This is a genomic window from Micromonospora sp. CA-244673, assembly GCF_050948395.1.
Taxonomy (GTDB): Bacteria; Actinomycetota; Actinomycetes; order Mycobacteriales; family Micromonosporaceae; genus Micromonospora.
The window spans coordinates 1380796-1407636 of record NZ_CP192019.1 but is presented as its reverse complement, the minus strand read 5'-3'; the positions used below and the strand labels follow the sequence as shown (position 1 = coordinate 1407636).

The following is a 26841-nucleotide window of genomic DNA, read 5'->3' as shown; positions in this document are numbered from 1 at the left end:
GCAGGCCAAATCCAACCCCTCGAACCCGCCCTGAACTGCGGAAACGGGGCGTCGGACGCATCAGGCGACCGGCACCACCGGGTTGGTGAGTTCGCCGATCCCCTCGATCCGCACGGTGACCGTATCCCCGTCGGTGAGCGGGCTAACCCCGGCCGGCGTGCCGGTCAGCACCACGTCACCGGGGAGCAACGTCATGACGTGGGAGATGTACGACACGAGGGCCGGCACGTCGAACACCATGTCCTTCGTGCGGCCGAGCTGGCGTACCTCCATCTCCTCCGGGTTGCGGCCCACCTCGCAGCGGACCTCCAGGTCGGAGACGTCCAGCCCGGTGGTGATCCACGGCCCGATGGGGCAGAACGAGTCGAAGCCCTTGGCCCGGGTCCACTGCCCGTCGGAGCGCTGGAGGTCCCGCGCCGTGACGTCGTTGGCGCAGGTGTAGCCGAAGATGGCCCGCTCGGCGGCGGCCCGGTCGGCCCGGCGCGCGCCCGGGGCGCCGATCACGACGGCCAGTTCGGCCTCGTGCTCGACCTGCTTCGAGAAGATCGGCAGCCGGATGGCGTCCCGGGGGCCGATCACCGAGGTGGACGGCTTGAGGAACAGCAGCGGCTCCTTGGGGACCTCGCTGCCGTGTTCGGCGGCGTGTTCGGCGTAGTTGCGGCCGACGCAGACCACCTTGCTCGGCAGGATCGGCGAGAGCAGCCGGACGTCGGAGAGCGCCCAGCGGGCGCCGGAGAACTGGATCTGCCCGAACGGGTGGCCCTCGATCTCGGCGATGGTCAGGCCCTGCGACCCGGCCTCCGACTCGCCCTCGACGACCCCGAACGACATTCCCTTGGCATGAGCGAAACGAGCGATACGCACCCGGCCAATCTATCCCCGCCGGCCGGCCGGGCCACGCCGGACGCGGCCATCGGCCCGGCGGGGCGGCGCGCCAGGGTACGCCGGCCCGCGCCGGGCGGGGCGGGATTGCGGACTTCGTACCCGCCCGGCGGGTCCGGGCCCATAGCTTCGGGGCCGGAGGTTCGTTCGTATGCCTGCATCGAGACGACACCACAGGACCCTGGCAGTGCTCGTGAACTGCCTCGGCGTCATCGCCGCCGTGCCGGCCCTGCCCGGGGCGGCGCCCCGGGCGGCGGCCGCGCCGCCGCAACCGGCGGCTCCGCCGGCCGCGGTGGCCCGGGCCACCCCGATCCCGACCGGGATGCCGGCGGCGCCACCGGCCATGCCGACGACCAAGCCGGCGCCCATCCAGCTGAGCGGGCCACCCGTCACGGTGGCGGTGGCGGCGGCCGGCACCCCGGCGCCGGGCTACCGGATCCAGGTCCGCAACGGCGGTCCGACGCCCGTCGAGACGACCGTCCGGCAGGAGCTGCCGGCCGGGTCCCGGGCGACCGCGGTGACCGGCGGCGGCCGGGCCAACCGCCCGCTCGGGTCGGCCACCGCCAACGAGGTGACCTGGCGGCTGCGGCTGCCGGCACGGAGCACCACCACGCTGAACACCGCCCTGACCGTGGCCGCCCCGGGCCGGTCGATGACCGCGCCGACCTGCGCCTACGGCACCGACGGCACCCGGCCGTACGACTGCGCCACGGCGACCTGGACGGGCGCCGCCGCGGTCCCGGCGGCACAGGTGACCGCGGCGCCGGCCTGGCGCCGCCCGCCGGTGCTGCTGGCCGCGCTCGCCGCGCTCCTGGTCCTGACCATGGGCGTGCTGTGGTGGGCGTGGCGGCGGCGCGGCGGGCCCGACCCGGCCCCGGCTGCCACCGGCGCCCCGCCCGTCGCCGGCGGCGTGGGCGGCCCGGCGGACCGGGGCACGGTCTACCCGCGCCCGTCGATGCCCGCCCCCGCCGGGCGCCGCCGCCGTCCGCCGATCTGGATGGTGGTCGGGGTCGCGGCGGCGGTGCTCGCCGGCGTGGTCGGTGCGGCGGCCTGGACGGCCACCCAGCGGGTGGCCGCCATGGACACCACCAAGCAGCCGACCAGCGGCGCCTGGGTGGGCAACAGCGTGACCGGCGCGCTCGGCGTCCCGCTGCGCGAGACCGCGTTCGAGTTCACCGTCTACCGGCTGGCCTGCGGCGCGGGGACGCTGCCGTCGGCGTCGGCGGGCGGCCGGCAGTGCCTGGCCACGGTCGGGGTGCGCAACCTCACGGGCGGCGAGCAGACCTGGCACGGGCAGTTGCAGCGGGCGTACCTGCCCGGAGGGAACTGGGTCGCCACCGACGAGAGCGCCACCCGCGTGGCGAACCTCGGCCGGGACGTCTTCGCCCAGCCGGTCGCCGCGGGCTCCCGGGTGCTGCTGCCCCTGGTGTTCACGGTGCACGGCGACGACCCGCCGAAGCAGTTGGAGCTGCGCAGCGGCGTCTTCTCCGCCGGGGTGCGGGTCGACGTGCGGTGACCGGGGCCGGGCGGCGGCCGTACCCTGGGGTCCGTGACCGCCGCCCTCGCCCCCGCCACCGCGCTCGACGCGGCCGACTGGCAGGCCCGGCGGCGCGCCCACGAGGAGCGGGTCGACGCCTGGCTGGCGCCGCACCTGGCCCGCCGCCGCGCCGGGGTGCCGCACCCGGTGGAGGACTTCCTCTTCACCTACTACTCGCACCGCCCGGCCCAGCTGCGCCGCTGGCACCCCGGCGCCGGCGTGACGCTGCGCGACGCCGACCCGGCCACGTTCGGCCGGGACTACCGCGCCACCGCCGCCGGGGTCACCCTCGACACCGAGGGGGTACGCGCGCGGCGGGCCGAGTCGATCTCCTGGATCCGTACGCTGCTCGCGGCGACCGCCGGGCGGCCGGCCCACTTCGGCTGCTTCGGGATGCACGAGTGGGCGATGGTCTACCGGCAGACCCAGGACGAGGTGCGGCACAACGCCTGGCCGCTGCGGCTCAGCCCGGCGGCCACCGCGTCGGTGGTCGAGGAGCGCGGCGTGCGGTGCAGCCACTTCGACGCGTTCCGGTTCTTCACGGCGCCGGCCCGGCCGCTCAACGTGCTCACCCCGACCCGGGAGAGCCAGCACGCGCTGGAGCAGCCGGGCTGCCTGCACGCCAACATGGACCTCTACAAGTGGGCGTACAAGCTCTCGCCGCTGGTGCCGTCCGAGCTGGTGGCGGACGCCTTCGCGCTGGCCCGGGAGATCCGCACGCTGGACATGCGGGCCAGCCCCTACGACCTGGCCGACCTCGGTTACCCGCCGGTGCGGGTGGAGACCCCGGAGGGCCGGGCCGAGTACGCCGCCGCCCAGCGGGGGTTCGCGGAGCGGGCCGGCGAGCTGCGGGGCCGCCTGCTGGCCGCCCTCGACGGGGCGGACCGGCCGGGCTGACCGGGGCCCGCCGGCGCCTGGCCGACGGGCCCCACCCGAGAGGTCAGGCGGGCGTGCAGCTCACCACCGGCACCGGGTTCGTGCCGGCGCCGCCGGCCAGGAAGCCGAAGGTGGTCTGCGCGCCGGGAGCGAGGCCGCCGTTCCAGCTCGCGTTCCGGGCGGTCACCGTGGTGCCGCTCTGGCTCACCTCGGCGCTCCACGACTGGGTGACCCGCTGGCCGTCGGCCAGCGTGAACCGGACCGTCCAGCCGGACACCGGCGCGGTGCCGCTGTTACGGACGGTGACCTCGCCCTGGAAGCCGCCCGGCCACTGACCGGCGACCCGGTAGGTCGCCGTACACGCGGTCCCGGACGGGCCGGTCGGCGTCGGCGTCGGGCCGCCGCTCGGGGTCGTGCTGGGCGTCGGCGTCGGGGTGGGGCTCCCGGTCGGCGAGGTGGTGGGCGTCGGGGTGGTCCGGCGCAGGGCCGCGGTGAGCGCCGGATACCAGCGGTCGGCGATCTTCTGGTCGCCGGTGGCGTTGGGATGCACCCCGTCGTAGGTGTCGGTGGCGGTGCTGAAGCCGGTCCACTGGTCGACCACGACCACCGGCGAGGCGGCCGTGGTCTTTCCCGCCGCCCAGCCGTCGACGGCGCCGTTGAGCGCGACCACCCGTTGCCCGCACTCGGCGCAGGTGGGCGGGCTCATCGGGATGATCTTCGCGACCAGCACGGTCGTCGCCGGGTTGGCGGCGCGCATCTGGTCCACCAGCTTCGAGTACGCGGCCAGGATGGTGGCCGGGGCGATGTTGCTCCACACGTCGTTGGTGCCGAAGTGCATGAGCACCACGTCCGGGTGGGTGGCGGCGAGCCAGCCGGGCAGCAGGTTCTGGTTGGCCACGTTGGTGACCAGGTAGCCGCCGTGTCCCTCGTTGTCGCCGTCGTAGGGCTGGCCGCAGCCCTGCGGGCCGAGGGTGCCGACGAAGTCGACGTCGGGGTAGCCGGTGGACTGGAGGCGGTTCCAGAGCACCGAGCGCCAGCAGCCGGGCGACCCGGTGATGGAGTCGCCGAGCGGCATGACGCGGACCGGGGTGGCCGCGGCGGCGACCGGCAGTGCGGTGGAGACGGGAGCGAACCCGACCGCGAGGGCGGGCAGGAGTGCGGCGACCGCGACCAGCGCGGCGCGCAGGGAGGAACGGAGCATGAGGACGGGACTCCTGTCACGTGACGTGGTGGTCGGTGACGGCCCTTGCTCCCGTACGTATTGAAGCGCTCCGACGGGCCCGGCTCAACCCGGTCCCGCGTGGCGGGCTCAGCCGGCCGGGTGGCCCCGGTGCGCCGCCCACTCGTCGGCCAGGATCGACATGACGGTGGCGTCCACCCAGCCGTCGCCGTCGCGGAGGACCTGCCGCAGCGTGCCCTCGACCACGAAACCGACCTTCTCATAGACCCGGCGGGCGCGGGGGTTGAAGGCGAACACCTCCAGCCCGATCCGGTGCAGGCCGAGCTGCTCGAAGCCGTAGCCGACGATGAGCCGGACCGCCTCGGTGCCGAGCCCGCGGTTCCGCCCGGCGGGGCCGATCAGGGTGCGGAAGTTGCAGCTGAGGTTGTGCCGGTCCCACTCGTTGAGGACGACCTCGCCCACGCAGAGCCCGGTCGCCCGGTCCACCACGGCCAGATCGAGCCGGTCGGTCTGGCTGTTGCGGGTGCCGTACCAGGCCCGCAGCCGGGCCGGTTCGAGCCCGTCTCCGGGCGGACTGCCGGTGAGCCGGGCCACCTCCGGGTCGGCCAGGATCGCCTCGAAGGCCGCGAGGTCGTCGTCGACGAACGGGCGCAGCAGGGCGCGGTCGCCGGTGAGGGTGGGCTTGACGGAGAAATCGCTCGGCACCCGGCGGATTCTGGGCGACGCCGGGCGGGTCCTCAAACCGTTTTCCGGGTCGCGGCCGGCCGGAGGGTGTGATTGGGACGGATCTCCGGTCCGGACCTGGCCCGGTTGGCACAGTGAGGTGGTGGGCGGCGTCGGTCGGATCCAGCTGGCCGGCGACGCGGGCGGCGTCAGCCGGCTGGAGCTCTTCCTCGACCTGATCTTCGTCTTCGCGTTCCTCAACGTCACCGGGGTGACCGCCGAGCAACTCAACGCGGCCGGGCTGCCCCGCGGCCTGCTGCTGCTCGTGCTGCTCTGGTGGTGCTGGGCGCCGTTCGCCTGGCTGGGCAGCACCATCCGGTTCGACCGCGGGGTCATGCCGGTGGTGATGTTCGGGCTCAGCGCCACCCTGTTCGTGATGGGCCTCACGGTGCGCGAGGCGTTCCTCGACCGGCCCGGCGGGCTTTCCGGGCCGGTGGTCTTCGCCCTCGGCTACCTGGTCGTGCGCGGTACCGCGCTGACCGTCGCCGCGCGGGCCGGGGCCGGGGAGTCGGGGCCCCGCCGGCTGGCGCTGCGGGCCTGGCCGGCGGCCTTGGCCGGGGCGCTGTTCCTGCTCGCCGCCGCGCTGGTCCCGGGCCACGTGTCGGACGGCGTGGCCAGGGAGTGGGTCCGTTTCACGCTGGTGGGCTGCGCCATCGTGGCCGAGTACGGCGGTGCGGTCCTGGTTCCCGCGGACCGGTGGTGGATCGGTTCGATCCCCTACTGGGCGGAGCGGCACGCCCTGATCATCCTGATCGGGTTCGGCGAGACGATCATCTCGGTGGGGCTGAGCCAGGGGGTGGCGGCGACCCAACCGCTGACCCCGGCGGTGCTCGCCGGGGCGCTGCTCGGGGTGGCGCTGGCCGGCGCGCTGTGGTGGACCTACTTCGACGTGGCCCGGTTCGCGGCCGAGCAGGCGATGGAGCGGGCCGCCGGCACGCGGCGCGCGGTGCTCGGCCGGGACGCGTACAGCTTCCTGCACCTGCCGATGATGACCGGGCTGATCCTGGTGGCGCTCGGCCTGAAGAAGGTGCTCGGCGAGCTGCGGGTGGGCAGCGACGGGGCGACCTCGACGCTCACGGTGCTGGTGCTCCACGGCGGGGTGGTGCTCTACCTGCTGGGACTGGTGCTGTTCGAGGTGCGGACGCTGCGCATCCTGGGCCGGTCGCCGGTGCTCGGCATCCTGCTGGTGGCCGGGCTGGCGCCCCTCGCCCCGCACCTGCCCGTGCTGGCCGAGCTGGCCCTGCTGGCCGCTGCGGTGGGGGCGACCGCGCTGGCCGACGTGACCGTGTTCCGGCGCCGGCACCGCCGGCTGCACGCAATGATCGGCCCGACCCAGGGGCACGCCGGGGTCACGCCGAAGGAGCTCTTCTTCGACCTCGTGTTCGTCTACGCGTTCCTCCAGGTGGCCGCGCTGATGGCCGACGACCCGACGTGGCCCGGCCTGGCGCGCGGGCTGCTGGTGCTCGCCGTGCTCTGGCAGGCCTGGTGCGCGTACGCCTGGCTGGCGGCCGAGGTCCGCTCGGAGAGTCCGGTGGTCCGCCTGGTCATGGTGCTGGTGGTGGCGCTCACGGCGCTGATCACGCTGGCCAGCCCGCAGGCGATCGACGACTCGCGCGGCGGCCTGCCCGGACCGCTGATCTTCATCGCCTGCTACGCGGCCATCCGGTTGCTGCACCTGGCCTCGTTCGGGCTGGTGGCGTGGCAGGACCCGGCGTGGCGGACGCCGCCGCTGCGGGCCGCCGTGCCGACCCTGGTGTCGCTCGGCCTGATGCTGGTCGCCGCGCTGCTGCCGCTGCCGGTCGGCGACGTCCGCCAGTTCTCCCCGCCGCGGGTCGGGTTGTGGCTGCTCGCCATCGCCGTCGACCTGGTCGGGAACGCCCGGGTGGGCCTGCGCCACCTCAGCGTGCGCTCGGCGGAGCACTGGGCCGACCGGCACAGCCTGATCATCATCATCGGCCTCGGGGAGGCGGTGATCTCGATGGGCAGCGCGGTGGTCTACACCCCGATTTCGGCCCGGATCGTCGTGGCGGCCTTCCTCGGCACCGCCCTGCTGGCCGCCCTGTGGTGGGCCTACTTCGGCTGGGACAGCACCGAGGGGGAACGGATGCTGGCCGCCGCCGACCTCCGCACCCGGACCCGGTTGGCCCGCGACGCGTACACGTGGCTGCACCTGCCGATGGTGGCGGGGATCGTGCTGGTCTCGCTCGGCCTGCGCAAGACCATGTCGGTGCTGGGCAGCCGGGGCTTCTTCGAGCTCGGGCCGCCGCCGTACCCGCTGGCGCACGCCGCGCTCTTCGGCGGGGTGCTGCTCTACCTGTTGGGCGTCCAGGCGTTCCGGTGGCGCACGACCGGGCGCCGGCGTCCGGCCCGGCTGGTGCAGGCCCTGGTGGTGGCGGCGCTGCTGCCGCTGACGACCGGGCTGTCGGCGCTGCTCGCGCTGGCCCTGCTCGCCGGGGTCTGCCTGGTCCTCACCGGGTTCGAGGTGCTCCGCGACGACGAGGGGGCCACCAGCGGGCCGGTGCCGTCGCGCTGACCACCGGGAGCCGGACCCGTCCGCTCGCCCGGCCCGGCCAGGGCGAGGCCGGGCGGCCGGCGCAGCTCAGTCCCCGTCGGCCCGGCGGTCGCGCTTGCGCTGGGACTGCCGCTTCTTGTCGGCCAGCCGGCGCTCCTTGGCCGCCCGCGAGGGGCGGGTGGGGCGGCGCGGCTTCGGCGGCGGCGCCACGGCCTCGCGCAGCAGGGCGGCCATCCGCTCGCGGGCCGCCTCCCGGTTTGCCAGCTGCGCCCGGTGCTCACTGGCCGCGACGGTCAGCACCCCGTCGACCAGCCGGCCGGCGAGCCGGTCCAGGGCGCGGGCGCGCAGCGACTCGGGCACGCTCGGCGACCCGGCCAGGTCGAAGCTCAGCTCCACCCGCGAGTCGGTCGTGTTGACGCCCTGACCACCCGGGCCGGACGAGCGGGAGAAACGCTCCCGCAGCTCGGCCTCGGGCACCACGAGCCGGTCCGTCACCCGCAGTCCGTCGTCCACGCCCCCGAGGCTAGCGCCCGGCGCGGTGGCCCGGAGTGGCGGTCACGGTCGGGGTGGGGGTGGGCGCGGGGCCCGCCCGTTCGTGGTCCGACCCGGCCGCCGCGTACGCGGCCGCCCCGACCAGCAGCAGCGCGATCACCCCGATCTTGGTGACCACCCCCCGGATCGCCGTCCAGGCGGTGCGCCGGGCGCCCGGGACGCTGGTCCGGATCGTCTGATAGTCCTTCCAACCCCGCTGCGCGCGGGCGTACGACGCGCCGACACCGGCGCCGATGACCAGGCCCACCAGGAGGAGGGCCGCGATGACAGCTTGCTCCACCCACGCCAGTATCCATACTCAGCGTAATATTTCCATGGCCCGATGGTCCCAGGCCGGATATCCGACAGTTCCCGCTCCGGCGGGCGGCCCTGCACGGCGGCGCAGGTCAGGGCCGCCGGGCCGGTCAGCCGCCGCGGCCGATGATGGTGTCGGCGGTCTGCTGGACCTGGTCGATCGGGATGGCGAACCCGATGCCGATGGAGCCGTTGCCGTCGATGGTGGCGATGGCCGTGTTCACCCCGACCACCTCTCCCCGCGCGTTGACCAGCGGCCCACCGGAGTTGCCCGGGTTGATCGAGGCGTCGGTCTGCACGGCGGTGTGCCGGCCGTTGCCGATGCGGACCTGCCGGTTGAGCGCGCTGACGATACCGGCGGTGACGGTGCCGGCCAGGCCGAGCGGGGAGCCGACCGCGAGCACCGGCTCGCCCACCCGGGCCGAGTTCGGCTTGGCCAGCGGCAGCGCCGACAGCCGGGCCGACGCCGGGACCTTCAGCACCGCCAGGTCGCTGCCCGGTTCCCGCCCCACCACCTCGGCCGTGAACCGGCGCCCGTCGGCGGTCTCCACCGTCACCGGGCCGGAGCCGCCCCGGGACAGGATGTGGTCGTTGGTCACGATGTGCTGCTCGTTGTCGATGGCGAAGCCGGAGCCGCTGGCCGACGCGCCGGACGACCCGCCCACCATCACCGAGACCACCCCGGGGACGGTCTTCTCGGCGGCGGTGACCAGTTCCGCCGGTACCGGCGCGGCCGAGGCCGCCGACGGCCCGGGGGCGTCCCGGTCGGCGGCCCAGGTGCCGGCCGCCGCACCGGAGACGGTGGAGAGGGCCACCACCGCCGCCGCGCTCAGGAGCCGACGACGCCAGCCCCGCCGCGCGGCCTCCCGCTCGGAACCGGGTACGTCCCAGCGCCCGCGCCCGTCCGGGTCCAGCTCCGGCGAGACGAACCACGGGCCGCGCGGCTCGCCGAGTCCGGTCTGCACTGCCATACCTGGGCTCCTCACGTCGTGCGTCGTCCGGTCCTTGCGGTTCAGGGCAGTCGGGAGAACCACCGCAGCGATCCGGCGGCGGCCCCCATGGCGAAGACCAGCCCGAGACCGATGAAGCGGGCCGAGATGTCCTGCCGTTCGTTGCGGTAGCCCACCGACGTGCCGATGTCCTCGTAGACGGCGCGCAGCTCGGCGCTGGTGGACGCCTCGTGGAAGCCGCCCCCGGTCTCCTCGGCGACCGCCTTGAGGGTCTGCCCGTCGACCGGCACCTGGATGGCCCGCCCACCCCGGTCGACCGAGCCGGACGGGGTGCCGAACGAGATGGTGTGCACCGGCACCTTGGCCGCCACGGCCTGGCCGGCCGCCTCCAGCGGGTCCATGCCGGACGTGTTCGCCCCGTCGGAGAGGATGATGATCCGCGCCGGCGGCGGGTCCTTCGCGGCCTTGGCGTCCAGGCTCTTGACCGCGCCCAGCGAGGTGCTGATGGCCTCGCCGATGGCGGTGCCCTGCACCCCGGTGATCCCCTCGGCGAGCCGCTCGACCCCCTCGTCCAGCGCGTCCCGGTCGGTGCTCGGCGGCACCACCACCGCCGCGCTGCCGGCGAACGCCACGAGTCCCACGTTGAACTCGTCCGGCAGCCCGTCGACGAACCGGCGGGCGGCCTCCTTGGCGGCGGTCAACCGGTCCGGATCGACGTCGCCGGCCAGCATCGAGGTGGAGACGTCCACCGCCACCATCACGGTGGCCCGTTCCCGGGGCACCCGCACCTCGGCGTTGGGCCGCGCGAAGCCGACCACCAGCAGCGCGAGCATGGCGAGGAAGAGCCCCGCCGGGACGTGCCGGCGCCAGGCCGGCCGCTGCGGGGCGACCCGGTCCAGCAGCCGCAGGTTCGTGAAGCGCACCGCGTACCGGCTCTGCCGGCGCTGCATGGCCAGGTAGCCGACGACCAGCGCGGCGACACCGAGCAGGAGCCAGAGTCGGGCGGGTGACTGCCAGGTCACGCGGCACCTCCCCGGGCCGCGGCGGGCGCGGCCGCGAGCCGGCGCTGGGCGTGCACGTGCCGGACGATGTCGGCGCTCCAGTCCCGGTCGGTACGCAGCGCCAGGTGCGTCGCACCGGACCGGCGCAGCGCGTCCCGCACCTGGTCGCGCTGGGCGGCGGCGGCCTGGGCGTACCGTTCGCGCAGGCCCGGGTCCCCGGTCCACACCTCGCGGCGGCGGCCGGTCTCCGGGTCGACAAGGGTGACCAGCCCGACGTCGGGCAGCTCCAACTCCCGCGGGTCGGTCACCTCGACCGCCAGCACCTGGTGCCGGACGGCCAGCCGGCGCAGCACGGCCTCCCAGGCCGGGGCGGCGTCCGGCTCGTCGGGCAGCCCGTCGAGGAAGTCGGAGACGACCACCACGAGCCCGCGCCGGGTGGCCATCCGCTGCAGCCCGTCCAGCCCCTCGTGCAGGCCCGGCGTCTGCGGGTGCCCGTCGGTGCGCGGCGCACCCAGCAGGGCGCGGAGCAGCCCGAGCAGGTGGGTACGCCCGCCGCGGGCCGGGAACCGGCGGATCCCGTCCGGGGCGAGCACCTGGCCGCCGAGGCGGTTGCCGACGCCGGCCGTGAGGAAGCCGACCGCCGCCACGGCGGCCACCGCCAGCTCCCGTTTGTCCAGTGTGGCCGTCCCGTACTCCATGCTGGGGCTGGCGTCGACCAGCAGCCAGGTGGTCAGCTCGCGGTCGGCGTCGACCTCGCGTACGTGCGGGACGGTGGTCCGCGCGGTCACCGCCCAGTCCATCCGGCGGACCTCGTCCTCCCCGGGGCGGTACTCCCGGCTGCCGGCCGCCTCGCTGCCGGGACCGGGCAGCAGGCCGCGGTACTGGCCGTGCAACAGCCCGTCGAGGCGCCGGGTGACGGTCAGTTCCAGGCGGCGCAGCCGCTGGTCGGGGGCCAGGTCGGCCAGTCCGGGGTCGGGCCTGGCGGGTGCGTCCCGGCGTCTCATGCCGCCGCCAGGTCGGGCGCCGCCTCCGGGTGCCCGGTGACCACCCGGGGTGGCGGCACCGCCTCGACCAGCCGGCGGACCAGCGTCTCGGCGGAGACCCCGTCGGCCACCGCGTCGAAGGACAGCACGAGCCGGTGGGCCAGCACGTCGACCGCGAGGTCCCGGACGTCCTCCGGGAGCACGTGGTCGCGACCGTGGATCAGCGCCTGCGCCCGCGCCGCCGCCACCAGGCCGAGGGTGGCCCGTGGGCTCGCCCCGTACGCCAGCAGCGGCGCGATCTCGGGTAGCCCGAACCGCCCCGGGTCCCGGGTGGCGAGGATGAGCCGGACTACGTACTCGGCGAGGGCGTGGTGGACGAAGACGTCGGCGGCGCGCCGCTGGAGTTCGCGCAGCCGGACCGGGTCGAGCACCGGGCGGGCGGTCGGCCGCTCGGTGCTCATCCGGTAGAGGATGGCCAGTTCGTCGGCGTCGCTCGGGTAGTCGACGACGACCTTCATGAGGAAGCGGTCGCGCTGCGCCTCGGGGAGCTGGTAGACACCCTCCGACTCGATCGGGTTCTGGGTGGCCAGCACCAGGAACGGGTCGGGGACCGGCCAGCTCCGGCCGCCGATGGAGACCTGCCGCTCGGCCATCGCCTCGAGCAGCGCCGACTGCACCTTGGCCGGGGCCCGGTTGATCTCGTCGGCGAGCACCAGGTTCGCCATGATCGGGCCCAGCTCCACGTCGAACGCCTCGGTGGAGGCCCGGTAGATGCGGGTGCCGACGATGTCCGAGGGGACCAGGTCGGGGGTGAACTGGATCCGGGAGAAGGTGCCGCCGACCACGGTGGCGAGGGTCTGCGCCGCGAGGGTCTTGGCCACCCCCGGCACGCCCTCCAGTAGGCAGTGGCCGTCGGCGATCAGGGCGGTGAGCAGGCGATCGACGAGCCGATCCTGCCCGACGATCACGCGTTTGACCTCGAAGAGGGTCTGATCCAGCTCGACGCCGCTCGCGTCGGCATCGACCGGGCTGGGCACGCTGGCCAGGGTGTCCGAGATGTCCGTCACGGTGCTTGCTTCCCGTGCCGGCGTACGGACAAACGTCGGATTATCGACCCCTCGGGGACCGTTCCGGGGCCGGATCGGGACGACTCCCCCGGCCGGTCCGCAACGGCGCGAGCGGGCCCGGGCCGGGGCAGACGGGGGCAGGCGAGCACGACAGGCGGCCCCCGCACGGGGGCGGGGGCCGGCTGCCGGCGGGGGTCAGTTGGCGATGAGCAGGTGGAACGGCCGGTCCGCGTACCCGCCGGTGGAGTTGCGGGTCTGGACGAAGACCGCGTTCGGGATCAGGTAGCGGGGCGCGACCGCGACCTCGCCCGCGGGCGGGACGTTCGCCGCGTCGTTGGTGCCGATCGTGGCGTGCAGGCCCTTGAGGTTGACCGCGTAGTCGAGCGTCACCTGGTACTGCCCCGCGAACTGCCCCGGTGTCGACGGGGAGAACTTCTTGGCGCTCACCACGTTGGCCGAGTGCTGGAGCAGGGTCCCGTTCGGGCTGACCACCGCCCAGGCGACCAGCCCGGGCGCCGGCGCGGCCAGGGTGGCGTTCAGCGCGGATCTCGCGGCCCGGGTCTCGGCGGCGGTCACCGGCGGCTGCTGGCCGGGCTGGCGCGCGCCGGGCTGCCCGACCTCGGCCGGGGCCTTCGCCGCCGGGTGGGCGGCGGCCGCGATGCCGCCGCCGGCCAGGGTGAGGGACAGCGCGGCGAGGGCCACCACCGTCGCCTTGCGCTTGAGGAATGTGGCCATGACAGATCTCCCTTTTGTGACCGTGGTGATACGGCCGACCCACATGCTGTGCGGGACGGATGGATGCGGCACAAAAGCCAGGCGCAGAACAATTGCGAACCATCGGGGGTCCATGTCGAAGCGCACCGTGAGTGTCGGGCTGCACCTGGCCTTGAACTGGGCTTACTACGGAGAGTCGCGACGTCTCGACCAGGTGGAACCTAGCATCGGAAAATGCGGACGGTCAATAGCTCACATTTACCTCGCGGCGTCCGAGAAATGCTTTCGATAATTGTGAGAAGTGAGCGTGGAACCATTCATGAAAACGGGCCGCCCCGCCGACCGCTAGGGTGACGGCCATGATCACGAGGGGACGGATCGCCACGATCGCCTGCTGGCTGGCTGTCGTGCCCGTGGCCGCCTGGGCGGCGCTCCGGCTGGCCGGGCTGGAACGGGGGCCGCTGGTGCAGGCGGTCGCCTTCACGCCGTACGTCGCCGCCGCCGCGCTCGCCCCGGTGGTGCTGGCGCTCGCCCTGCGGCGCCGCGCACCCGCCGTGGTCGCGGCCCTGGCCACGCTGGCGCTGGTGGCCGCGGTGGCGCCGCGGGCCGTCCGCGACGACCGGCCGGAGGTGGCCGGGCCGGTGCTCCGGCTGCTCACCGCCAACCTGCTCAAGGGCCGGGCCGATCCGGCGCGGCTGGTCGAGCTGGTCCGGGCGCACCGGGTCGACGTGCTGACCGTGCAGGAGTTCACCCCGGAGGCAGCAGCCGAGCTGGACCGGCTCGGGCTGGCCACCCTGCTGCCCTACCGGGCGCTGAACCCCGAGGTCGGCACCACCGGCTCCGGGCTGTACGCGCGCCACCCGCTCAGCGGCACCGGCTGGCGGCGCAACGAGGGCTTCTCCTTCACCCAGGCGTACGCGACGGTGGCCGTGCCCGGTGCGCCGCCGCTGCGGGTCGAGTCGGCGCACCCGGCCGCCCCGTACGCCGTCGACGTGGTGCCGGACTGGTGGACCGACCTGCGGGCCCAGCCGCCGGCCACCCCGCGGGGCGGGTTGAGCATCCTGGCCGGCGACTTCAACGCCACCCTCGACCACGCGCCGCTGCGCGATCTGATCGACACCGGCTACGTCGACGCCGCCGACGCGGCCGGCGCCGGGCTCTCCGGCACCTGGGGCCCCTACGACGGCGATCGGATCCCGCCGGTCACCATCGACCACGTGCTGGTCGACCGGCGGATCGCGGTACGCGCGGTCAGCGTGCACGCGGTGCCGGGCAGCGACCACCGCGCCGTGCTGGCCGAGCTGCGGCTGCCCGCCGGCTGAGCGTCAGACCCGGGCCCGATCCAGGCCGTAGGTGAGGGCGTCGACCAGCGCGTGCCAGCTCGCCTCGACCACGTTCGGATGGACGCCGACCGTGGTCCAGTCGCGGCCTGCCCCGGCGGTCTCCACGAGCACGCGGGTCACCGCCCCGGTGCCGTGGCTGCCCTCCAGGATGCGCACCTTGTAGTCGGCCAGCTCGAACTCGCGCAGCTCCGGATAGTGCCGGGCGAGCGCCACCCGCAGCGCCTCGTCCAGGGCGTTGACCGGGCCGTTCCCCTCGGCGGTGGCGATGACGCGCTCGCCGCGTACCCGGATCTTGACGGTGGCCTCGGAGACCACCGCGCCGTCCTCGCGGTGCTCGACCAGCACGCGGTAGGACTCCAGGGCGAACGGCCGGGCCGGCGCGGCGTCCGGCAGCTCCGAGCGGACCAGCAGCTCAAACGAGGCGTCGGCGGCCTCGAACGACCAGCCGCCGGCCTCCAGCTCCTTGATCCGGCTGGTCACCTTGGACACCGCGTCCGGATGGCCGGCCAGGTCCAGGCCGAGCTCACGGCTCTTGAGCTCGACGCTGGCCCGGCCGGCCATCTCGGTCACCAGGATCCGCATGTCGTTGCCCACCACGGAGGGATCCACGTGGTTGTAGAGCAACGGGTCGACCTTGATCGCGCTCGCGTGCAGCCCCGCCTTGTGGGCGAAGGCGGCGGCCCCGACGTAGGCCTGGTGGGTGTCGGGGGCGATGTTGGCGATCTCGGCGATGGCGTGCGAGACCCGCACCATCTGTTCCAGGCAGCCCTCCGGTAGGACGGGCATGCCGAGCTTGAGCTGGAGGTTGGCCACGATCGCGAAGAGGTCGGCGTTGCCGGGGCGCTCGCCGTAGCCGTTGGCGGTGCCCTGGACGTGCCGGACGCCGGCCTCAACGGCCGCGATCGTGTTGGCCACCGCGCAGGCGGTGTCGTTCTGGGCGTGCATGCCGAGCAGCTCGGGGGCGATCCCGGTGCGCGCGGTGAGGTCGGTGATCGCGGCGGTGACCTGGGAGGGCAGCATGCCGCCGTTGGTGTCGCAGAGGACGAACCGCTCGGCCCCGGCGGCGAGCGCGGTCTGCGCCACCGCGGCCGTGTACGCCGGGTCGTACCGGTAGCCGTCGTAGAAGTGCTCCCCGTCGACGAAGACCCGCCGGCCCTCCGCCACCAGGTACGCGACCGTGTCGCGGATCATCGCCAGGTTCTCGTCGGCGGTGGTGCGCAGCGCCCGCTCGACGTGCCGCAGGTCCGCCTTGGCGACCAGCGCCACGGCCGGGGTCCGCGCGTCGAGCAGCCCGCGCACCTGCGGGTCGTCCTCGACCGCGACACGGGCCTTCCGGGTGGCCCCGAACGCGACCAGGACGGCGTGGCGCAGCTCCAGCTCGGTGCGGGCCCGGCGGAAGAACTCGGTGTCCTTCGGCACCGCGCCCGGCCAGCCGCCCTCGATGAAGCCGACCCCGAGGTCGTCGAGCAGGCGGGCCACCGCCAGCTTGTCGACCACCGAGTAGGTGAGCCCCTCGCGCTGGGCGCCGTCGCGCAGCGTCGTGTCGTACACCTGGAAGGTCATGGGAGTCCTCTTCTCGAACCTGCGGGGAGCAACAAAAAGACCCCCCGCGGATGCGGGAGGTCTGCGCGCTCGGCGAGGGGGAAGGCCGGCGCGCTAGTTGCCAATAATCAGGACGGAGCTGGTCACGGTCCGTACTCTGCCACCCCGCCCCGGGTTTTGGGAGGAGAAACCCACATCCCGGGACAGGCCGGTGATCGACTTAACAGGGCACCTGCCCGGCGTCGGGTGGGAAGCGGGCTGCGGAAGCATCTGGAACAGATCCAGTTACCGGCCCGGCGGCACCGCCGGGCTGCCCTCAAGGAGGACCGTTGCTCACTGTCGGTGACCGCTTCCCCGAGTACGAACTCACCGCCTGCGTGTCGCTCGACGCCGACAAGGCGTTCGAGACGATCAACCACAAGACCTACGAGGGCAAGTGGCGCGTCGTCTTCTTCTGGCCGAAGGACTTCACCTTCATCTGCCCGACGGAGATCGCCGAGTTCGGCCGCCTCAACGGCGAGTTCGCCGACCGGGACGCCCAGGTCCTCGGCGTCTCCGTGGACAACGAGTTCGTCCACTACGCCTGGCGCAAGGACCACCCGGACCTGCGCGACCTGCCCTTCCCGATGCTCAGCGACATCAAGCGCGAGCTGACCGCCGACTGCGGCGTGCTCGGCGAGGACGGCGTCGCCCAGCGGGCCACCTTCATCGTCGACCCGGACAACGAGATCCAGTTCGCCATGGTGACCGCCGGCTCGGTCGGCCGGAACGTCTCCGAGGTGCTGCGGGTGCTCGACGCCCTGCAGACCGACGAGCTCTGCCCGTGCAACTGGAACAAGGGCGGCGCCACCCTGGACGCCAACGCGCTGCTCGCCGGGGCCGGGGCCTGAGCATGGGTCTGGACGCGGTCAAGGCGGCCCTGCCCGAGTACGCCAGGGACATCAAGCTCAACCTCGGCTCCACCATCGCCACCTCGACGCTGAAGCCGGAGCAGGCCTGGGGCACCGCCCTGGCCTGCGCGGTGGCGGCCCGCAACCCGATGGTGCTGCGGGAGATCGCCGCCGAGGCGGCCGGTCACCTCACGCCCGAGGCGGTCGAGGCGGCCAAGGGCGCGGCCACCATCATGGCCATGAACAACGTCTACTACCGGGCCAAGCACCTCATCGGCGACGAGCAGTACGCCTCGCTGCCGGCCCGGCTGCGGATGCAGATCATCGCCCGGCCCGGGGTGGAGAAGGCCGACTTCGAGCTCTGGAGCCTCGCCGTCTCGGCGATCACCGGCTGCGGCGTCTGCCTGGAGTCGCACGAGAAGACCCTGCGCGCCGCCGGGTTCAGCCGCGACCAGGTGCACGAGGGCCTGCGCATCGCGTCCGTGGTCCACGCCGCCGCGGTGGCTCTGGACGCGGAGGCCGCGCTCGCCTGAGCCGGTCGGTGTATCGATCTCCGTATCCGGGTAGGAAGGGATCCGACAGGCACATCCCCCAGAAGTCGAGAAAGGGAGTGTTGACGCCATGGAGCGGCTCGACCCTCGAACGACCCACGGGACGCCGGATCCGCTGACCCAGGGTGGTCAGGGCGCCTTCGCGGGCGGCGCGCCCGCCGGGCGTTTCGATCCGTGGAGCTACCGGGACGACGCCGGGGTGACCGGTGTCGACCTGGTCGGCTACAAGGTGGAGGCGAGTGACGGCGGTATCGGCAAGGTGGACCGGGCCAGCCACGAGGTGAACTCCAGTTTCCTCGTGGTGGACACCGGGCCGTGGATCTTCGGCAAGAAGGTCATGCTGCCGGCCGGCACCGTCAACCACGTCGACCACGACGAGCGGAAGGTCTACGTCGACCGGAGCAAGGACCAGATCAAGGCCGCACCCGAGTACGACGCGACCACCGACACGGACCCGGCGTACCGGGACAAGCTCGGCGGTTACTACGACGACACCTACTCGTCGATTCCGCCGGGTACGGCCCGGTAACGGAGACACCTGCAACCAGCGGCCGGCGGGGCACATCGTGGCCCCGCCGGCCGTTACCGTGTCAGGGGTGGACGCCCTGGAGACCCCCTTCCCCACGTTGTTCAACTTCCGCGACGTCGGCGGCTACCGCGGCCGGGACGGGCGCACCGTCCGGCACGGCCGGCTCTACCGATCCGACTCGCTGCACCGCATCGACGAGACCGACCGGGCGGCGTTCACCGCGCTCGGCATCCGCACCGTCATCGACCTGCGCCGCCCCACCGAGGTGGAGCGGGACGGCCGGGTGCCCGCCTACGACGGGCTGACCTACCGGCACATCCACCCCGAGCACCAGGACTGGGCCGAGCGGATGTACGAGCCCGGCAGCGACCTGGCGCGCTACCTCGCCGACCGCTACGCCGACCTGGCCCGCACCGGCACCGCCGGGCTGGCCGAGGCGGTCGGCCTCATCGCCGACAGCGCCAACGCGCCGGTGGTCGTGCACTGCGTCGCCGGCAAGGACCGCACCGGCATCGTCTGCGGGCTCACCCTGGCCGTGCTCGGCGTGCCCGACGACGAGATCGCCGCCGACTACGCGCTCAGCACCGTCGCGTCCGAGCGGTTCAGCGCCTGGGTCCGGGCCACCCTGCCGGACGCCGTCGAGCCGCCGCCGCCGTTCCTCGCCTCCCCCGCCGAGGCCATGAGGCTCTTCCTCACCGAGCTGCGCGAGGGCTACGGCTCGGCCGAGGGCTACCTGCGCCACGCCGGCGTGACGGACGAGCAACTGGCCGCCCTCCGCACCCACCTGCTCGACTGACCGGGGCGGGATGCGCGCACGGCCGGCGCCGTCGAGGACGGGCCGGCCGTGCGGGACGTGCGTGTGCGGGGTCAGAGGACGCGGGAGACCCACCCGTGCCGGTCCTCGGCGCGACCGCGCTGGATGTCCACCAGCTGCTGGCGCAGCGCCATGGTGGAGCGGCCCGGCTCGCCGCCGCCGATCAGGAACTCCCCGTCCGGGAAGCGCACCCCGCCGATCGGGGTGACCACGGCGGCGGTGCCGCAGGCGAACACCTCGCGCAGCCGCCCGCTGGCCGCGTCGGCCTGCCAGTCGGCGAAGGTGACCGGCCGTTCCTGCACCCGGTGCCCCGACTCGGCGGCCAGGGTGAGGATCGCGTCGCGGGTGATGCCCGGCAGGATGGTGCCGGTCAGCGGCGGGGTGACCAGGGTGTCGTCGTCGTAGACGAAGAAGACGTTCATGCCACCCAGCTCGTCGACGAAGCGCCGCTCCACCGCGTCCAGGAAGACCACCTGGTCGCAGCCGGCCTCGATGGCCTCGGCCTGGGCGGCGAGCGAGGCGGCGTAGTTGCCGCCGCACTTGGCCGCGCCGGTGCCGCCGGGCGCGGCCCGGGTGTAGTCCGGCGAGACCCAGACCGTGACCGGCTTGACCCCACCGGCGAAGTACGCCCCGGCGGGCGAGGCGATCACGCAGTAGAGGTATTCGTTGGCCGGGCGGACGCCGAGGAAGACCTCGCTGGCGAACATGAAGGGGCGCAGGTAGAGGCTGGCGTCCTCGTGCTCCGGGATCCAGTCCTGGTCGATCTCGACCAGGCGGCGCAGCGACTCGACGAACGTCTCCGCCGGCAGCTCCGGCATGGCCAGCCGGTGCGCCGACGCGGCGAAGCGGGCCGCGTTGGCCTCCGGGCGGAACATGGTGACCGACCCGTCCCCGGTCCGGTACGCCTTCAGCCCCTCGAAGATCTCCTGCGCGTAGTGCAGGACCGCGGCGGCGGGGTCCATCGGGATCGGCGCGCGCGCCTCCAGCCGGGCGTCGTACCAGCCCTTGCCCTCGGCGTAGCGAATGGTCACCATGTGGTCGGTGAACACCCGGCCGAAGCCCGGGTTCGCCAGCAGGGCGGCCCGGTCGGCGGCGGATACCGGCGCGGGATTCGGACGGATCTCGAAATCGAGCTTGTCACCACCGCTCATCGCGCTGACCTCCCTGCGGGTTCACGGCATGCGGGATCGCACGCCGACGTCACTGGTGCCAGAAACTTACCCCGAACGGTCGTTCAGCGGATAGCTCCGCCCCGGCACATCGGGCACACCCGACGGGTGGCCCGGCCGCGGCTGGGACGGAAGCGGGCCCGGGTGCGGGTCTGGCGGCCCGGATCCGGGCCGAGGTGACGGCCCGGTCAGGCTACGGCGTGACCGGCGAGGCGGTCGCCGACCTCCTCGGTGCGCACCGGAGCACCGGGCGTACGCCCGGCCAGCTCGGTGGCGACCGCGGCGGTGACCCTCGTGGCGGCGTCGGCGTGGCCGAGCTGGTCGAGCAGGAGCGCGGCGGAGAGCACGGCGGCCACCGGGTCGGCGGTCCCCCGGCCGGCGATGTCCGGGGCGGAGCCGTGCACCGGCTCGAACATCGACGGGTAGCGCCCCTCCGGGTTGATGCAGCCGCTGGCCGCCAGCCCGATGCCGCCGGTCACCGCGGCGGCGATGTCGGTGAGGATGTCGCCGAAGAGGTTGTCGGTGACCACGACGTCGTAGCGCGACGGGTTGGTCACCAGGAACATCGCGGCGGCGTCGACGTGCTGGTACTCGGTGGTCACGTCGGGGTGCTCGGCGGCGACGGCCGCGAAGGCGCGCGCCCAGAGCGAGCCGGCGTGGGTGAGCACGTTGGTCTTGTGCACGAGGGTGACCTTGCGCCGCTCCCGGCGGCGGGCCCGGGCGAACGCGTCGCGGATCACCCGCTCGACGCCGTGCCGGGTGTTCAGGCTCTCCTCGGTGGCCACCTCGGCCGGGGTGTCCCGGTGCAGCGAGCCGCCGGCCCCCGCGTAGAGGCCCTCGGTGCCCTCGCGGACCACCACCAGGTCGACCTCGCCGGGCTTGACGGCGGCCAGCGGGCCGGCGACGCCGGGCCAGAGCCGGGACGGGCGGAGGTTGACGTACTGGTCGAACGCGAAGCGGAGCTTGAGCAGCAGGCCCCGCTCCAGCACGCCCGGCGGCACGCTCGGGTCGCCGACCGCGCCGAGCAGGATGGCGTCGTGCCCGGCCAGCTCGTCGAGGACCGAGTCGGGCAGCACCTCGCCGGTGCGGTGGTAGCGGGCCGCGCCGAGGTCGTATTCCGTGGCCTCGACCACCCCGGGGAGCACCGCGTCGATGACCTTGCGGGCCTGCCCGACCACCTCGGGGCCGATGCCGTCCCCGGCCACCACCGCAATGCGTGCCACCCTGGCGCTCCTCACCTCGTCGTCCTCGGCAACCGTACGTCGCCGTCCCGGCTCCCGGTACGCGGCTTCCAGTATTCGGGAAACCGCGATGCACAGGAGTCTCCCAGGTGGCATTCATGGTCCGGTCATGTCCACTGCCTAGGGTCGGTGGCGACAGGGTCGACGGGGGCCCGGGACCGGCTTTCGCCGCGGCGCTGCGGCGTGGTCAGCGAGGGAGCAGTCTCATGCGGATCGAGGAGCAGCGGCGGGCCCGCTGGACGGACGAGCAGCCCCGCACCCGGTGGATCGACCAGTCCGCCTTCCGAAACCGTCGCCCCGACCTGCGCCTCGGCACCCGCAGCCACCGGCTGGAGCGGGCCGGCGGCACCGCCAACGACCGGATCAGCGTCCGGCACACCGTCCGCACCTCCACCGCGGAATACTCGCTGCTGCTCAACGCGCCCGAGTGGCTGGGCCGCCGGGGCGTCGGTGAGGCGCTCCGGGACGCGGTCGCCGAGCTGCGCGCCATCGACCTCACCTACGGCCCGAACCAGCCGGACAGCCTGGTGTCGAAGCTGCGCCGGGGCGAGATCGGCCCCGAGTCGTACCCGCCGCTGGCCGATCTGGTGGACCGCTGCGCCGCCATGCGGGCGGCGACCGACGGGTGGTTCGACGCCTGGGCGGTGCCGGGCGGCTTCGACCCCGGCGGCCTGCTCGGCGGCTGGGCGGTGGAGCGGGCCGCGGCCCGGCTGCGCGCCGCCGGCGTCCACGACTACGCCGTGCTCGCCGGCGCCGACCTGACCGTCCGGGGACACGCCGCGCACGGCGGCCCGTGGCGGGTCGCCGTGCACCACCCGACCGACGGGCACCGGGCGCCGCTGGTGCTGGAGATGACCGCCGGAGCGGTCGGCACCTCGGGGGTGACCGGGCGGCGTGGCCACGTGGTGGACCCGCACACCGGTGAGCCGGCTGACCAGCTGGTCGCCGCCACGGTGGTCGGCCCGGACCTCGCGGTGGCCGACGCCTACGCCACCGCCCTGTACGCCGCCGGCCCGGCCGGGCTGGCCTGGTTCCGCAACGGCTCGGACTACCGGGCGCTCTTCGCCCACCGCCGGCGCTGACCGCGCGGCACGCCGCCCCGACTTCGCATCCGGGACGCCGGCCGCGATCGGCCCCCACGGTCTCGGCAACGACCGTGGGGGCCGGTCAGCGACGAGTGCGCGTGGCTCGCGCAATCGAGGGGTGCGGGCCGGTGGGCCGGACGGCCGACCACGCCACCCGAAGACGGGCCGGAGTATCGACTCAGCCAGTGACCGCACGGGTACGCTAGCGAATCGACGCAACTCGACGCAAGAGTCTCCACAGCGGACCGTCCGGCGTCCTGTCGGCAATCAGCGAGTTAACCTGCGGCGGGGCAGGGGTGACGGCGCGCACCCGGGATGGCACGCTGTCCGCCGTGAGTTTCGACTTGAGCGTGTGGGCCCTGCCGGCCGGGGCCACACCTGACGACGTGCGGGCGGCGGCGCGGCGGTGCCGCGAGGGACGGCACGACCAGCGGCACCCGGACCCGCGGTTGGTCGCCTTCTACCGGGCCATCACGGCCAGCTATCCCGACCGTCCGGCCGGGCCGGGCACGCCGTGGGAGGTCGCCCCGCTGCACGCGGCCGGCGACCACGTGGAGATGAACCTCTTCCCCACCTGCCCGGACGAGGTGCTGCTGGACATCGAGCGGCTGGCCGGCGAGCACGACCTGATGCTCTTCGACGCCCAGGACGGCTCGGTCTACCCGCCGCCGGCCCGCGTCCAGCCCTGATCCCCGGGTACGACGAGGGGCCCGGCCGAACGGCCGGGCCCCCCATCCGTCGTGGCCGGACTACTCGTCGCGCAGGTCCGCGGCGCTGGCCGCGACCGCGCCGATCGAGTCGGCCGCCGAGGTGAGCAGGTCCGCGCCCAGGGCCTGGTCGACGGTGAGCGTCATGAGCGTCTCGCCGCCGGCCTCGCGGCGGGCCACCTGCATGGCGGCGATGTTCACGCCGGCCTCGCCGAGCAGGGTGCCGACGGTGCCGACCACGCCGGGCCGGTCGACGTAGCGCAGGAAGACCAGGATGCCCTCCGCACCGATCTCCACGTCGAAACCGTCCACCTCGGTCAGCTTGAGGACGTCCCGCGCGCCGGTGTGGGCGACCGTGCCGGAGACGCTGACCGTCCGGCCGTCCGGCAGCGCCCCGCGGACGGTGACCAGGTTGGGGTGGTCGACGGTCTCGGCCTGCGTGGCGAGGGTGACCTCGACGCCCCGCTCGGCGGCCAGGTGCGGCGCGTTGACGTAGGTGACCTGTTCCTCCACCACGGAGCTGAACAGCCCCTTGGTGGCGGCGAGCTTGAGCACCGACACGTCGTTGGCGACGACCTCGCCGCGCACGTCGACGGTGACGCTGGCGGCCACCCCGCCGGCCAGGGCGGTGAACGCCCGGCCCAGCTTCTCGGCCAGCGGCAGCAGCGGCCGGACGTCCTCGGCGACCACGCCGCCGGCCTGCACGTTCACCGCGTCCGGCACGAACTCGCCCTGGAGCGCCAGCTTGACGCTCTTCGCCACGGCCAGGCCGGCCTTGTCCTGCGCCTCGTTCGTGGAGGCGCCCAGGTGCGGGGTGGCCACCACGTTGTCGAAGGCGAACAGCGGCGAGGAGGTGCACGGCTCCTTGGCGTAGACGTCGACGCCGGCGCCGGCGACCCGGCCCTCGGCGATCGCGTTCGCGAGCGCCTGCTCGTCGACCAGGCCGCCGCGGGCGGCGTTGACGATCCGGACGCCCGGCTTGACGATCGCCAGCTCCTTCTCGCCGATGAGGCCCACCGTCTCCGGCGTCTTGGGCAGGTGGATCGAGATGAAGTCGCTCTCCCGGAGCAGCTCCTCCAGGCCGACCAGCCGGACGCCGAGCTGCGCGGCGCGGGCCGGCTGGATGTACGGGTCGTACGCGATCAGGCGGGTGCCGAAGGCGGCGATGCGGGACGCGAAGAGCACGCCGATGCGACCGAGGCCGACCACGCCCACGGTCTTGCCCTGGATCTCCACGCCGGTGTACTTCGACCGCTTCCACTCGCCGGCCTTCAGCGCGGCGCTGGCGCTGGCGGTGTTGCGGGCCACGGCCAGCAGCAGCGCCACCGCCTGCTCGGCGGCGGAGACGATGTTGGAGGTGGGCGCGTTGACGACCATGACGCCCCGCGCGGTCGCGGCCGGGACCTCGACGTTGTCCAGCCCGACGCCGGCCCGCGCGACCACCTTGAGCCGCGGAGCCGCCGCGATCGCCTCGGCGTCGATCTGGGTGGCGCTGCGTACGATCACCGCGTCGGCCTCGGAGAGCGCGGAGAGCAGGGCCGGGCGGTCGGTGCCGTCCACGTGACGCACGTCGAAGTCGTGCGCGAGCACCTCGATGGCAGCGGGAGCGAGTTCTTCGGCGATCAGTACGACAGGATTCATCGGTCCTCGTAGACGCTCGGTTCTGTGGTCGGCCTGGGGCGTCGGGACGCCGCTCTGCGCCCTGCGCCGATCCGTGCCATGGCCGTCGGGTGCCGGCTGGAGCACCTCACCAAGGATGGTAGGGGTCGGTCTGCCCTCCGGGTCGCGGACCGCGGGGTGAGCGCCCTCACACAGGTTCGTCGCGCGCCCGTCATCCCCCGTTCACCCGGTGACGGGCTGGCGAGCCCCCGCTACAACGGGAGCCAGCAGCCGCACGGGAGGGGGCCGTCGATGTCGCTCGTGGCACGGATCGCGATGCTCCGACCGCTGGCCCGGTTCCGCCCCCATCGGTGGGGGCCACGGCTGGCCGAGGTCTTGGTCACCCGGTCCCACCTGGTGAGCGGGCTGCCCGGTTCGACCGTCCGGCGTACGGCGGCGGCGGAGGAGGCGGTGGCTCTCTGCCGGCGACTGGTCGCCGAGCGGCCGGACCAGCACCGGGTCGCCCTGGCCCGGGCCCTGGTGGCCCGGGCCGCCGCTCCCGACGCCGCCCCGGTCACCGAGGCGATCGACCAGCTCCAGGAGGCCATCGGCTACGTCGAGGACGCCGACGACCGGTCCGCGCTGGTGGTGCTCGCCACCGCCCGGGGACTCCTCGCGCTGAACCTCCACCAGTGCGGGGAGGTACGGGAGGCGCTCACGCTGGCGCTGCGGGCGCGGGCGACCTGGGACGCCTGCGGCCAGTTGCGCCGGCTGGAGCGGATGCGGCTGGCCCGGGCCCTGCTGGTGATCGGCGACTGCTCGGAGGCGCTGGGCCGGCAGGAGGAGGCGAACACCGTCCGACGGCGGGCGCTGGAACTGCACCGCGACCTCTCCGCTTACCGGCGGCTCCAGTGGTTGACCGTCGGCATGGCCGCCGCGATGGACCTTGCCCGGGGCCTGACGGTCACCGGTGCGGCGCAGGAAGCCCTCGACCTGATCGAGGAGTCCCGCGTCGACGTGGAGGTCTGGAGCCAGCTCCAGCCCCGGCAGGGGCGACCGCTGCTGGCCCGGGCCATGCTGATCGAGGCGGAGTGCCGGGCGCAGCTGGGCGATCCGGATCTGGCCGTACGGCTCGCGGCGCAGGCCGTCGACCGGCAGCGGGCGGTGGTGGCGGCGGGGACACCGGGCTCGGGCGCCGCACTGGCCCACGGGCTGTTCGTGCTGGGCAACCTGGCGGGCCGGGCCGGCCGGGAGGACGAGGCGGTCGCGCACCTGACGGAAGCGGCAGCGCTCGCCCGGAAGAGCCACGACGAGGTGCTGGCCGGAGCCCTGTTCGAGCTGGTCGACCTGCGGGTCGCGGCCGGGGACCGGGCCGCGGTCGAAGAACTGCTGGCCGAAGCCATCCCGCTCTGCCGGGAGCACACCGGGCGGCTTCCGGAGGTCTGGCGCCCCCGGTTGGCCCGCGCCCTGCTGGTGCGCTGCGCGCTGACCGTGTTCGAGCTGCCGGCCACCGCGGTTCCCAGCGGATCGGCCGCAGCGGCACGGGACGGGACAGCACGGGTGGACGGACCGGACGGGGACACGCCGGCGGGCGACGGCGCGACCGGACACGGGGCGGGCGGGGACGGGCTGGCGGCCGGACGGGAGGCGGTCGAGCTGGCCCGGTTGCTGGCCGGCGCGGTCCCGGCCTACCGGGAGCTGCTCGGGCGGTGCCTCTTCACGCTGGCTCGGGCGGTGCACCTGGCCGGCGACCCGCGCGGGTCGGGCGATCTGCTGCGCGAGTGCGTGGCCGTCCGCCGGGAGCTGTTCTCCCTGGACCCGGTGGCGTTCCGGCTGCGGCTGGCCGAGGCGCTGTGTGACCTGGGCAACCGGATGCACGCCCTCGACCGGCTCGACGAGGCGGTCGGGATCTACCGGGAGTGCCTCGACCTGCTGCGGGCCGACCCGGAACGGATCGACCAGGCGGAACTCCTCACGCCGCTGCGCAACCTCGGACGCACCCTGTGGCGCCTCGACCGGACGGCCGAAGCGGAGCGGATCCGGGACGAGATCGTGGCCGTCGAGGAGTTGGTCGGTACGGCCCGCTCCGATCCGCCGTGA

25 protein-coding genes are annotated in these 26841 nt (G+C 74.3%); 11 read left to right on the top strand and 14 right to left on the bottom strand.

Features of this window, described 5'->3' with window-relative positions; translation table 11 throughout:
* Positions 1 to 60: 60 nt before the first annotated feature.
* Positions 61 to 864 (bottom strand): fumarylacetoacetate hydrolase family protein, encoded by an 804-nt coding sequence (locus ACQP12_RS06775; protein ID WP_433285930.1) that lies wholly within the window; start codon positions 862 to 864, stop codon positions 61 to 63.
* Positions 865 to 1033: 169 nt separating this feature from the next.
* Here ACQP12_RS06775 and ACQP12_RS06770 point away from each other — a divergent pair, with 169 nt between their 5' ends.
* Together ACQP12_RS06770 and ACQP12_RS06765 are read left to right on the top strand one after the other, a co-directional pair.
* Positions 1034 to 2398, top strand: a complete 1365-nt coding sequence (locus tag ACQP12_RS06770; protein WP_433285928.1) for a hypothetical protein — start codon at positions 1034 to 1036, stop codon at positions 2396 to 2398.
* 33 nt (positions 2399 to 2431) lie between these two features.
* Positions 2432 to 3316, top strand: coding sequence for a 3-methyladenine DNA glycosylase (locus tag ACQP12_RS06765; RefSeq protein ID WP_433285926.1), 885 nt, complete (start codon positions 2432 to 2434; stop codon positions 3314 to 3316).
* 43 nt (positions 3317 to 3359) lie between these two features.
* Here the strand turns inward: ACQP12_RS06765 and ACQP12_RS06760 are convergent, their stop codons facing one another.
* Positions 3360 to 4496, bottom strand: a complete 1137-nt coding sequence (locus tag ACQP12_RS06760) for a cellulose binding domain-containing protein (protein ID WP_433285924.1) — start codon at positions 4494 to 4496, stop codon at positions 3360 to 3362.
* A 108-nt stretch (positions 4497 to 4604) separates the two neighbouring features.
* The gene (locus ACQP12_RS06755; protein ID WP_433285922.1) at positions 4605 to 5180 is read right to left on the bottom strand and encodes a GNAT family N-acetyltransferase; all 576 of its coding nucleotides are present in this window, start codon (positions 5178 to 5180) and stop codon (positions 4605 to 4607) included.
* Between the two features lie 121 nt (positions 5181 to 5301).
* Between ACQP12_RS06755 and ACQP12_RS06750 the strand changes: the two genes are divergently transcribed.
* A complete protein-coding gene (locus ACQP12_RS06750; protein WP_433285920.1) occupies positions 5302 to 7731 on the top strand; it encodes a low temperature requirement protein A in 2430 nt (809 codons plus the stop codon).
* 66 nt (positions 7732 to 7797) lie between these two features.
* On the opposite strand, the gene arfB is transcribed toward ACQP12_RS06750, so the two are convergent.
* The 7 genes from arfB to ACQP12_RS06715 all read right to left on the bottom strand — a co-directional run bounded on the left by arfB (position 7798) and on the right by ACQP12_RS06715 (position 13292).
* Positions 7798 to 8223 (bottom strand): alternative ribosome rescue aminoacyl-tRNA hydrolase ArfB, encoded by a 426-nt coding sequence (gene arfB, locus ACQP12_RS06745; protein ID WP_357937494.1) that lies wholly within the window; start codon positions 8221 to 8223, stop codon positions 7798 to 7800.
* 10 nt (positions 8224 to 8233) lie between these two features.
* Complete coding sequence (locus ACQP12_RS06740) at positions 8234 to 8542, bottom strand: hypothetical protein (RefSeq protein WP_357937495.1); 309 nt, start codon at positions 8540 to 8542, stop codon at positions 8234 to 8236.
* A gap of 124 nt (positions 8543 to 8666) precedes the next feature.
* Positions 8667 to 9527: a S1C family serine protease gene (locus ACQP12_RS06735; protein ID WP_433285917.1), complete on the bottom strand. Its 861-nt coding sequence runs from the start codon at positions 9525 to 9527 to the stop codon at positions 8667 to 8669.
* 41 nt (positions 9528 to 9568) lie between these two features.
* Positions 9569 to 10528 carry a VWA domain-containing protein gene (locus ACQP12_RS06730; protein WP_357937499.1) on the bottom strand — a complete coding sequence of 320 codons (960 nt, stop codon included), beginning with the start codon at positions 10526 to 10528 and terminating at the stop codon, positions 9569 to 9571.
* Positions 10525 to 11511, bottom strand: a complete 987-nt coding sequence (locus ACQP12_RS06725; RefSeq protein ID WP_433285915.1) for a DUF58 domain-containing protein — start codon at positions 11509 to 11511, stop codon at positions 10525 to 10527. Before ACQP12_RS06725 ends, ACQP12_RS06730 begins: the two co-directional genes overlap by 4 nt.
* Positions 11508 to 12557 carry an AAA family ATPase gene (locus ACQP12_RS06720; RefSeq protein ID WP_433285913.1) on the bottom strand — a complete coding sequence of 350 codons (1050 nt, stop codon included), beginning with the start codon at positions 12555 to 12557 and terminating at the stop codon, positions 11508 to 11510. The genes ACQP12_RS06725 and ACQP12_RS06720 overlap by 4 nt, the downstream gene beginning before the upstream one ends.
* Positions 12558 to 12752: 195 nt before the next feature.
* Positions 12753 to 13292, bottom strand: coding sequence for a hypothetical protein (locus tag ACQP12_RS06715; protein ID WP_357937504.1), 540 nt, complete (start codon positions 13290 to 13292; stop codon positions 12753 to 12755).
* A gap of 338 nt (positions 13293 to 13630) precedes the next feature.
* Between ACQP12_RS06715 and ACQP12_RS06710 the strand changes: the two genes are divergently transcribed.
* Positions 13631 to 14593 (top strand): endonuclease/exonuclease/phosphatase family protein, encoded by a 963-nt coding sequence (locus ACQP12_RS06710; protein WP_433285911.1) that lies wholly within the window; start codon positions 13631 to 13633, stop codon positions 14591 to 14593.
* A gap of 3 nt (positions 14594 to 14596) precedes the next feature.
* Here the strand turns inward: ACQP12_RS06710 and cimA are convergent, their stop codons facing one another.
* Positions 14597 to 16177, bottom strand: a complete 1581-nt coding sequence (gene cimA / locus ACQP12_RS06705; protein WP_433285909.1) for a citramalate synthase — start codon at positions 16175 to 16177, stop codon at positions 14597 to 14599.
* Positions 16178 to 16485: 308 nt separating this feature from the next.
* On the opposite strand from cimA, the gene ACQP12_RS06700 reads away from it, so the two are divergent.
* The 4 genes from ACQP12_RS06700 to ACQP12_RS06685 all read left to right on the top strand — a co-directional run bounded on the left by ACQP12_RS06700 (position 16486) and on the right by ACQP12_RS06685 (position 18922).
* Complete coding sequence (locus tag ACQP12_RS06700) at positions 16486 to 17046, top strand: peroxiredoxin (protein WP_151463499.1); 561 nt, start codon at positions 16486 to 16488, stop codon at positions 17044 to 17046.
* Between the two features lie 2 nt (positions 17047 to 17048).
* On the top strand, positions 17049 to 17579 hold the full coding sequence (locus ACQP12_RS06695) for a carboxymuconolactone decarboxylase family protein (protein ID WP_433285907.1): 531 nt from the start codon (positions 17049 to 17051) through the stop codon (positions 17577 to 17579).
* Between the two features lie 88 nt (positions 17580 to 17667).
* Positions 17668 to 18126: a PRC-barrel domain-containing protein gene (locus tag ACQP12_RS06690; RefSeq protein ID WP_357937511.1), complete on the top strand. Its 459-nt coding sequence runs from the start codon at positions 17668 to 17670 to the stop codon at positions 18124 to 18126.
* Between the two features lie 58 nt (positions 18127 to 18184).
* Positions 18185 to 18922: a tyrosine-protein phosphatase gene (locus ACQP12_RS06685; protein ID WP_433285905.1), complete on the top strand. Its 738-nt coding sequence runs from the start codon at positions 18185 to 18187 to the stop codon at positions 18920 to 18922.
* Between the two features lie 71 nt (positions 18923 to 18993).
* Here the strand turns inward: ACQP12_RS06685 and ACQP12_RS06680 are convergent, their stop codons facing one another.
* Both ACQP12_RS06680 and ACQP12_RS06675 read right to left on the bottom strand, forming a co-directional pair.
* Positions 18994 to 20091 carry a branched-chain amino acid aminotransferase gene (locus ACQP12_RS06680; protein ID WP_357937515.1) on the bottom strand — a complete coding sequence of 366 codons (1098 nt, stop codon included), beginning with the start codon at positions 20089 to 20091 and terminating at the stop codon, positions 18994 to 18996.
* Between the two features lie 206 nt (positions 20092 to 20297).
* A complete protein-coding gene (locus ACQP12_RS06675; RefSeq protein ID WP_433285903.1) occupies positions 20298 to 21332 on the bottom strand; it encodes a 3-isopropylmalate dehydrogenase in 1035 nt (344 codons plus the stop codon).
* 224 nt (positions 21333 to 21556) lie between these two features.
* Here ACQP12_RS06675 and ACQP12_RS06670 point away from each other — a divergent pair, with 224 nt between their 5' ends.
* Both ACQP12_RS06670 and ACQP12_RS06665 read left to right on the top strand, forming a co-directional pair.
* Entirely contained in the window at positions 21557 to 22432 is an 876-nt protein-coding gene (locus ACQP12_RS06670; RefSeq protein WP_433285901.1) for an FAD:protein FMN transferase, read from the top strand.
* 335 nt (positions 22433 to 22767) lie between these two features.
* Entirely contained in the window at positions 22768 to 23124 is a 357-nt protein-coding gene (locus ACQP12_RS06665) for a hypothetical protein (protein ID WP_357937521.1), read from the top strand.
* A 60-nt stretch (positions 23125 to 23184) separates the two neighbouring features.
* Here the strand turns inward: ACQP12_RS06665 and serA are convergent, their stop codons facing one another.
* Positions 23185 to 24783 (bottom strand): phosphoglycerate dehydrogenase, encoded by a 1599-nt coding sequence (gene serA / locus ACQP12_RS06660; protein ID WP_357937523.1) that lies wholly within the window; start codon positions 24781 to 24783, stop codon positions 23185 to 23187.
* Positions 24784 to 25053: 270 nt separating this feature from the next.
* On the opposite strand from serA, the gene ACQP12_RS06655 reads away from it, so the two are divergent.
* A complete protein-coding gene (locus tag ACQP12_RS06655; protein WP_433285899.1) occupies positions 25054 to 26841 on the top strand; it encodes a tetratricopeptide repeat protein in 1788 nt (595 codons plus the stop codon).

Excerpts from the sequence above, each read along its gene's own strand:
- ACQP12_RS06770 (WP_433285928.1), top strand. The coding sequence starts at position 1,034 with ATGCCTGCATCGAGACGACACCACAGGACCCTGGCAGTGCTCGTGAAC.
- ACQP12_RS06760 (WP_433285924.1), bottom strand. The coding sequence starts at position 4,496 with ATGCTCCGTTCCTCCCTGCGCGCCGCGCTGGTCGCGGTCGCCGCACTC.
- ACQP12_RS06735 (WP_433285917.1), bottom strand. The coding sequence starts at position 9,527 with ATGGCAGTGCAGACCGGACTCGGCGAGCCGCGCGGCCCGTGGTTCGTC.
- ACQP12_RS06725 (WP_433285915.1), bottom strand. The coding sequence starts at position 11,511 with ATGAGACGCCGGGACGCACCCGCCAGGCCCGACCCCGGACTGGCCGAC.
- ACQP12_RS06715 (WP_357937504.1), bottom strand. The coding sequence starts at position 13,292 with ATGGCCACATTCCTCAAGCGCAAGGCGACGGTGGTGGCCCTCGCCGCG.
- ACQP12_RS06710 (WP_433285911.1), top strand. The coding sequence starts at position 13,631 with ATGATCACGAGGGGACGGATCGCCACGATCGCCTGCTGGCTGGCTGTC.
- cimA (WP_433285909.1), bottom strand. The coding sequence starts at position 16,177 with ATGACCTTCCAGGTGTACGACACGACGCTGCGCGACGGCGCCCAGCGC.
- ACQP12_RS06695 (WP_433285907.1), top strand. The coding sequence starts at position 17,049 with ATGGGTCTGGACGCGGTCAAGGCGGCCCTGCCCGAGTACGCCAGGGAC.
- ACQP12_RS06690 (WP_357937511.1), top strand. The coding sequence starts at position 17,668 with ATGGAGCGGCTCGACCCTCGAACGACCCACGGGACGCCGGATCCGCTG.
- ACQP12_RS06680 (WP_357937515.1), bottom strand. The coding sequence starts at position 20,091 with ATGAGCGGTGGTGACAAGCTCGATTTCGAGATCCGTCCGAATCCCGCG.
- ACQP12_RS06670 (WP_433285901.1), top strand. The coding sequence starts at position 21,557 with ATGCGGATCGAGGAGCAGCGGCGGGCCCGCTGGACGGACGAGCAGCCC.
- serA (WP_357937523.1), bottom strand. The coding sequence starts at position 24,783 with ATGAATCCTGTCGTACTGATCGCCGAAGAACTCGCTCCCGCTGCCATC.
- ACQP12_RS06655 (WP_433285899.1), top strand. The coding sequence starts at position 25,054 with ATGTCGCTCGTGGCACGGATCGCGATGCTCCGACCGCTGGCCCGGTTC.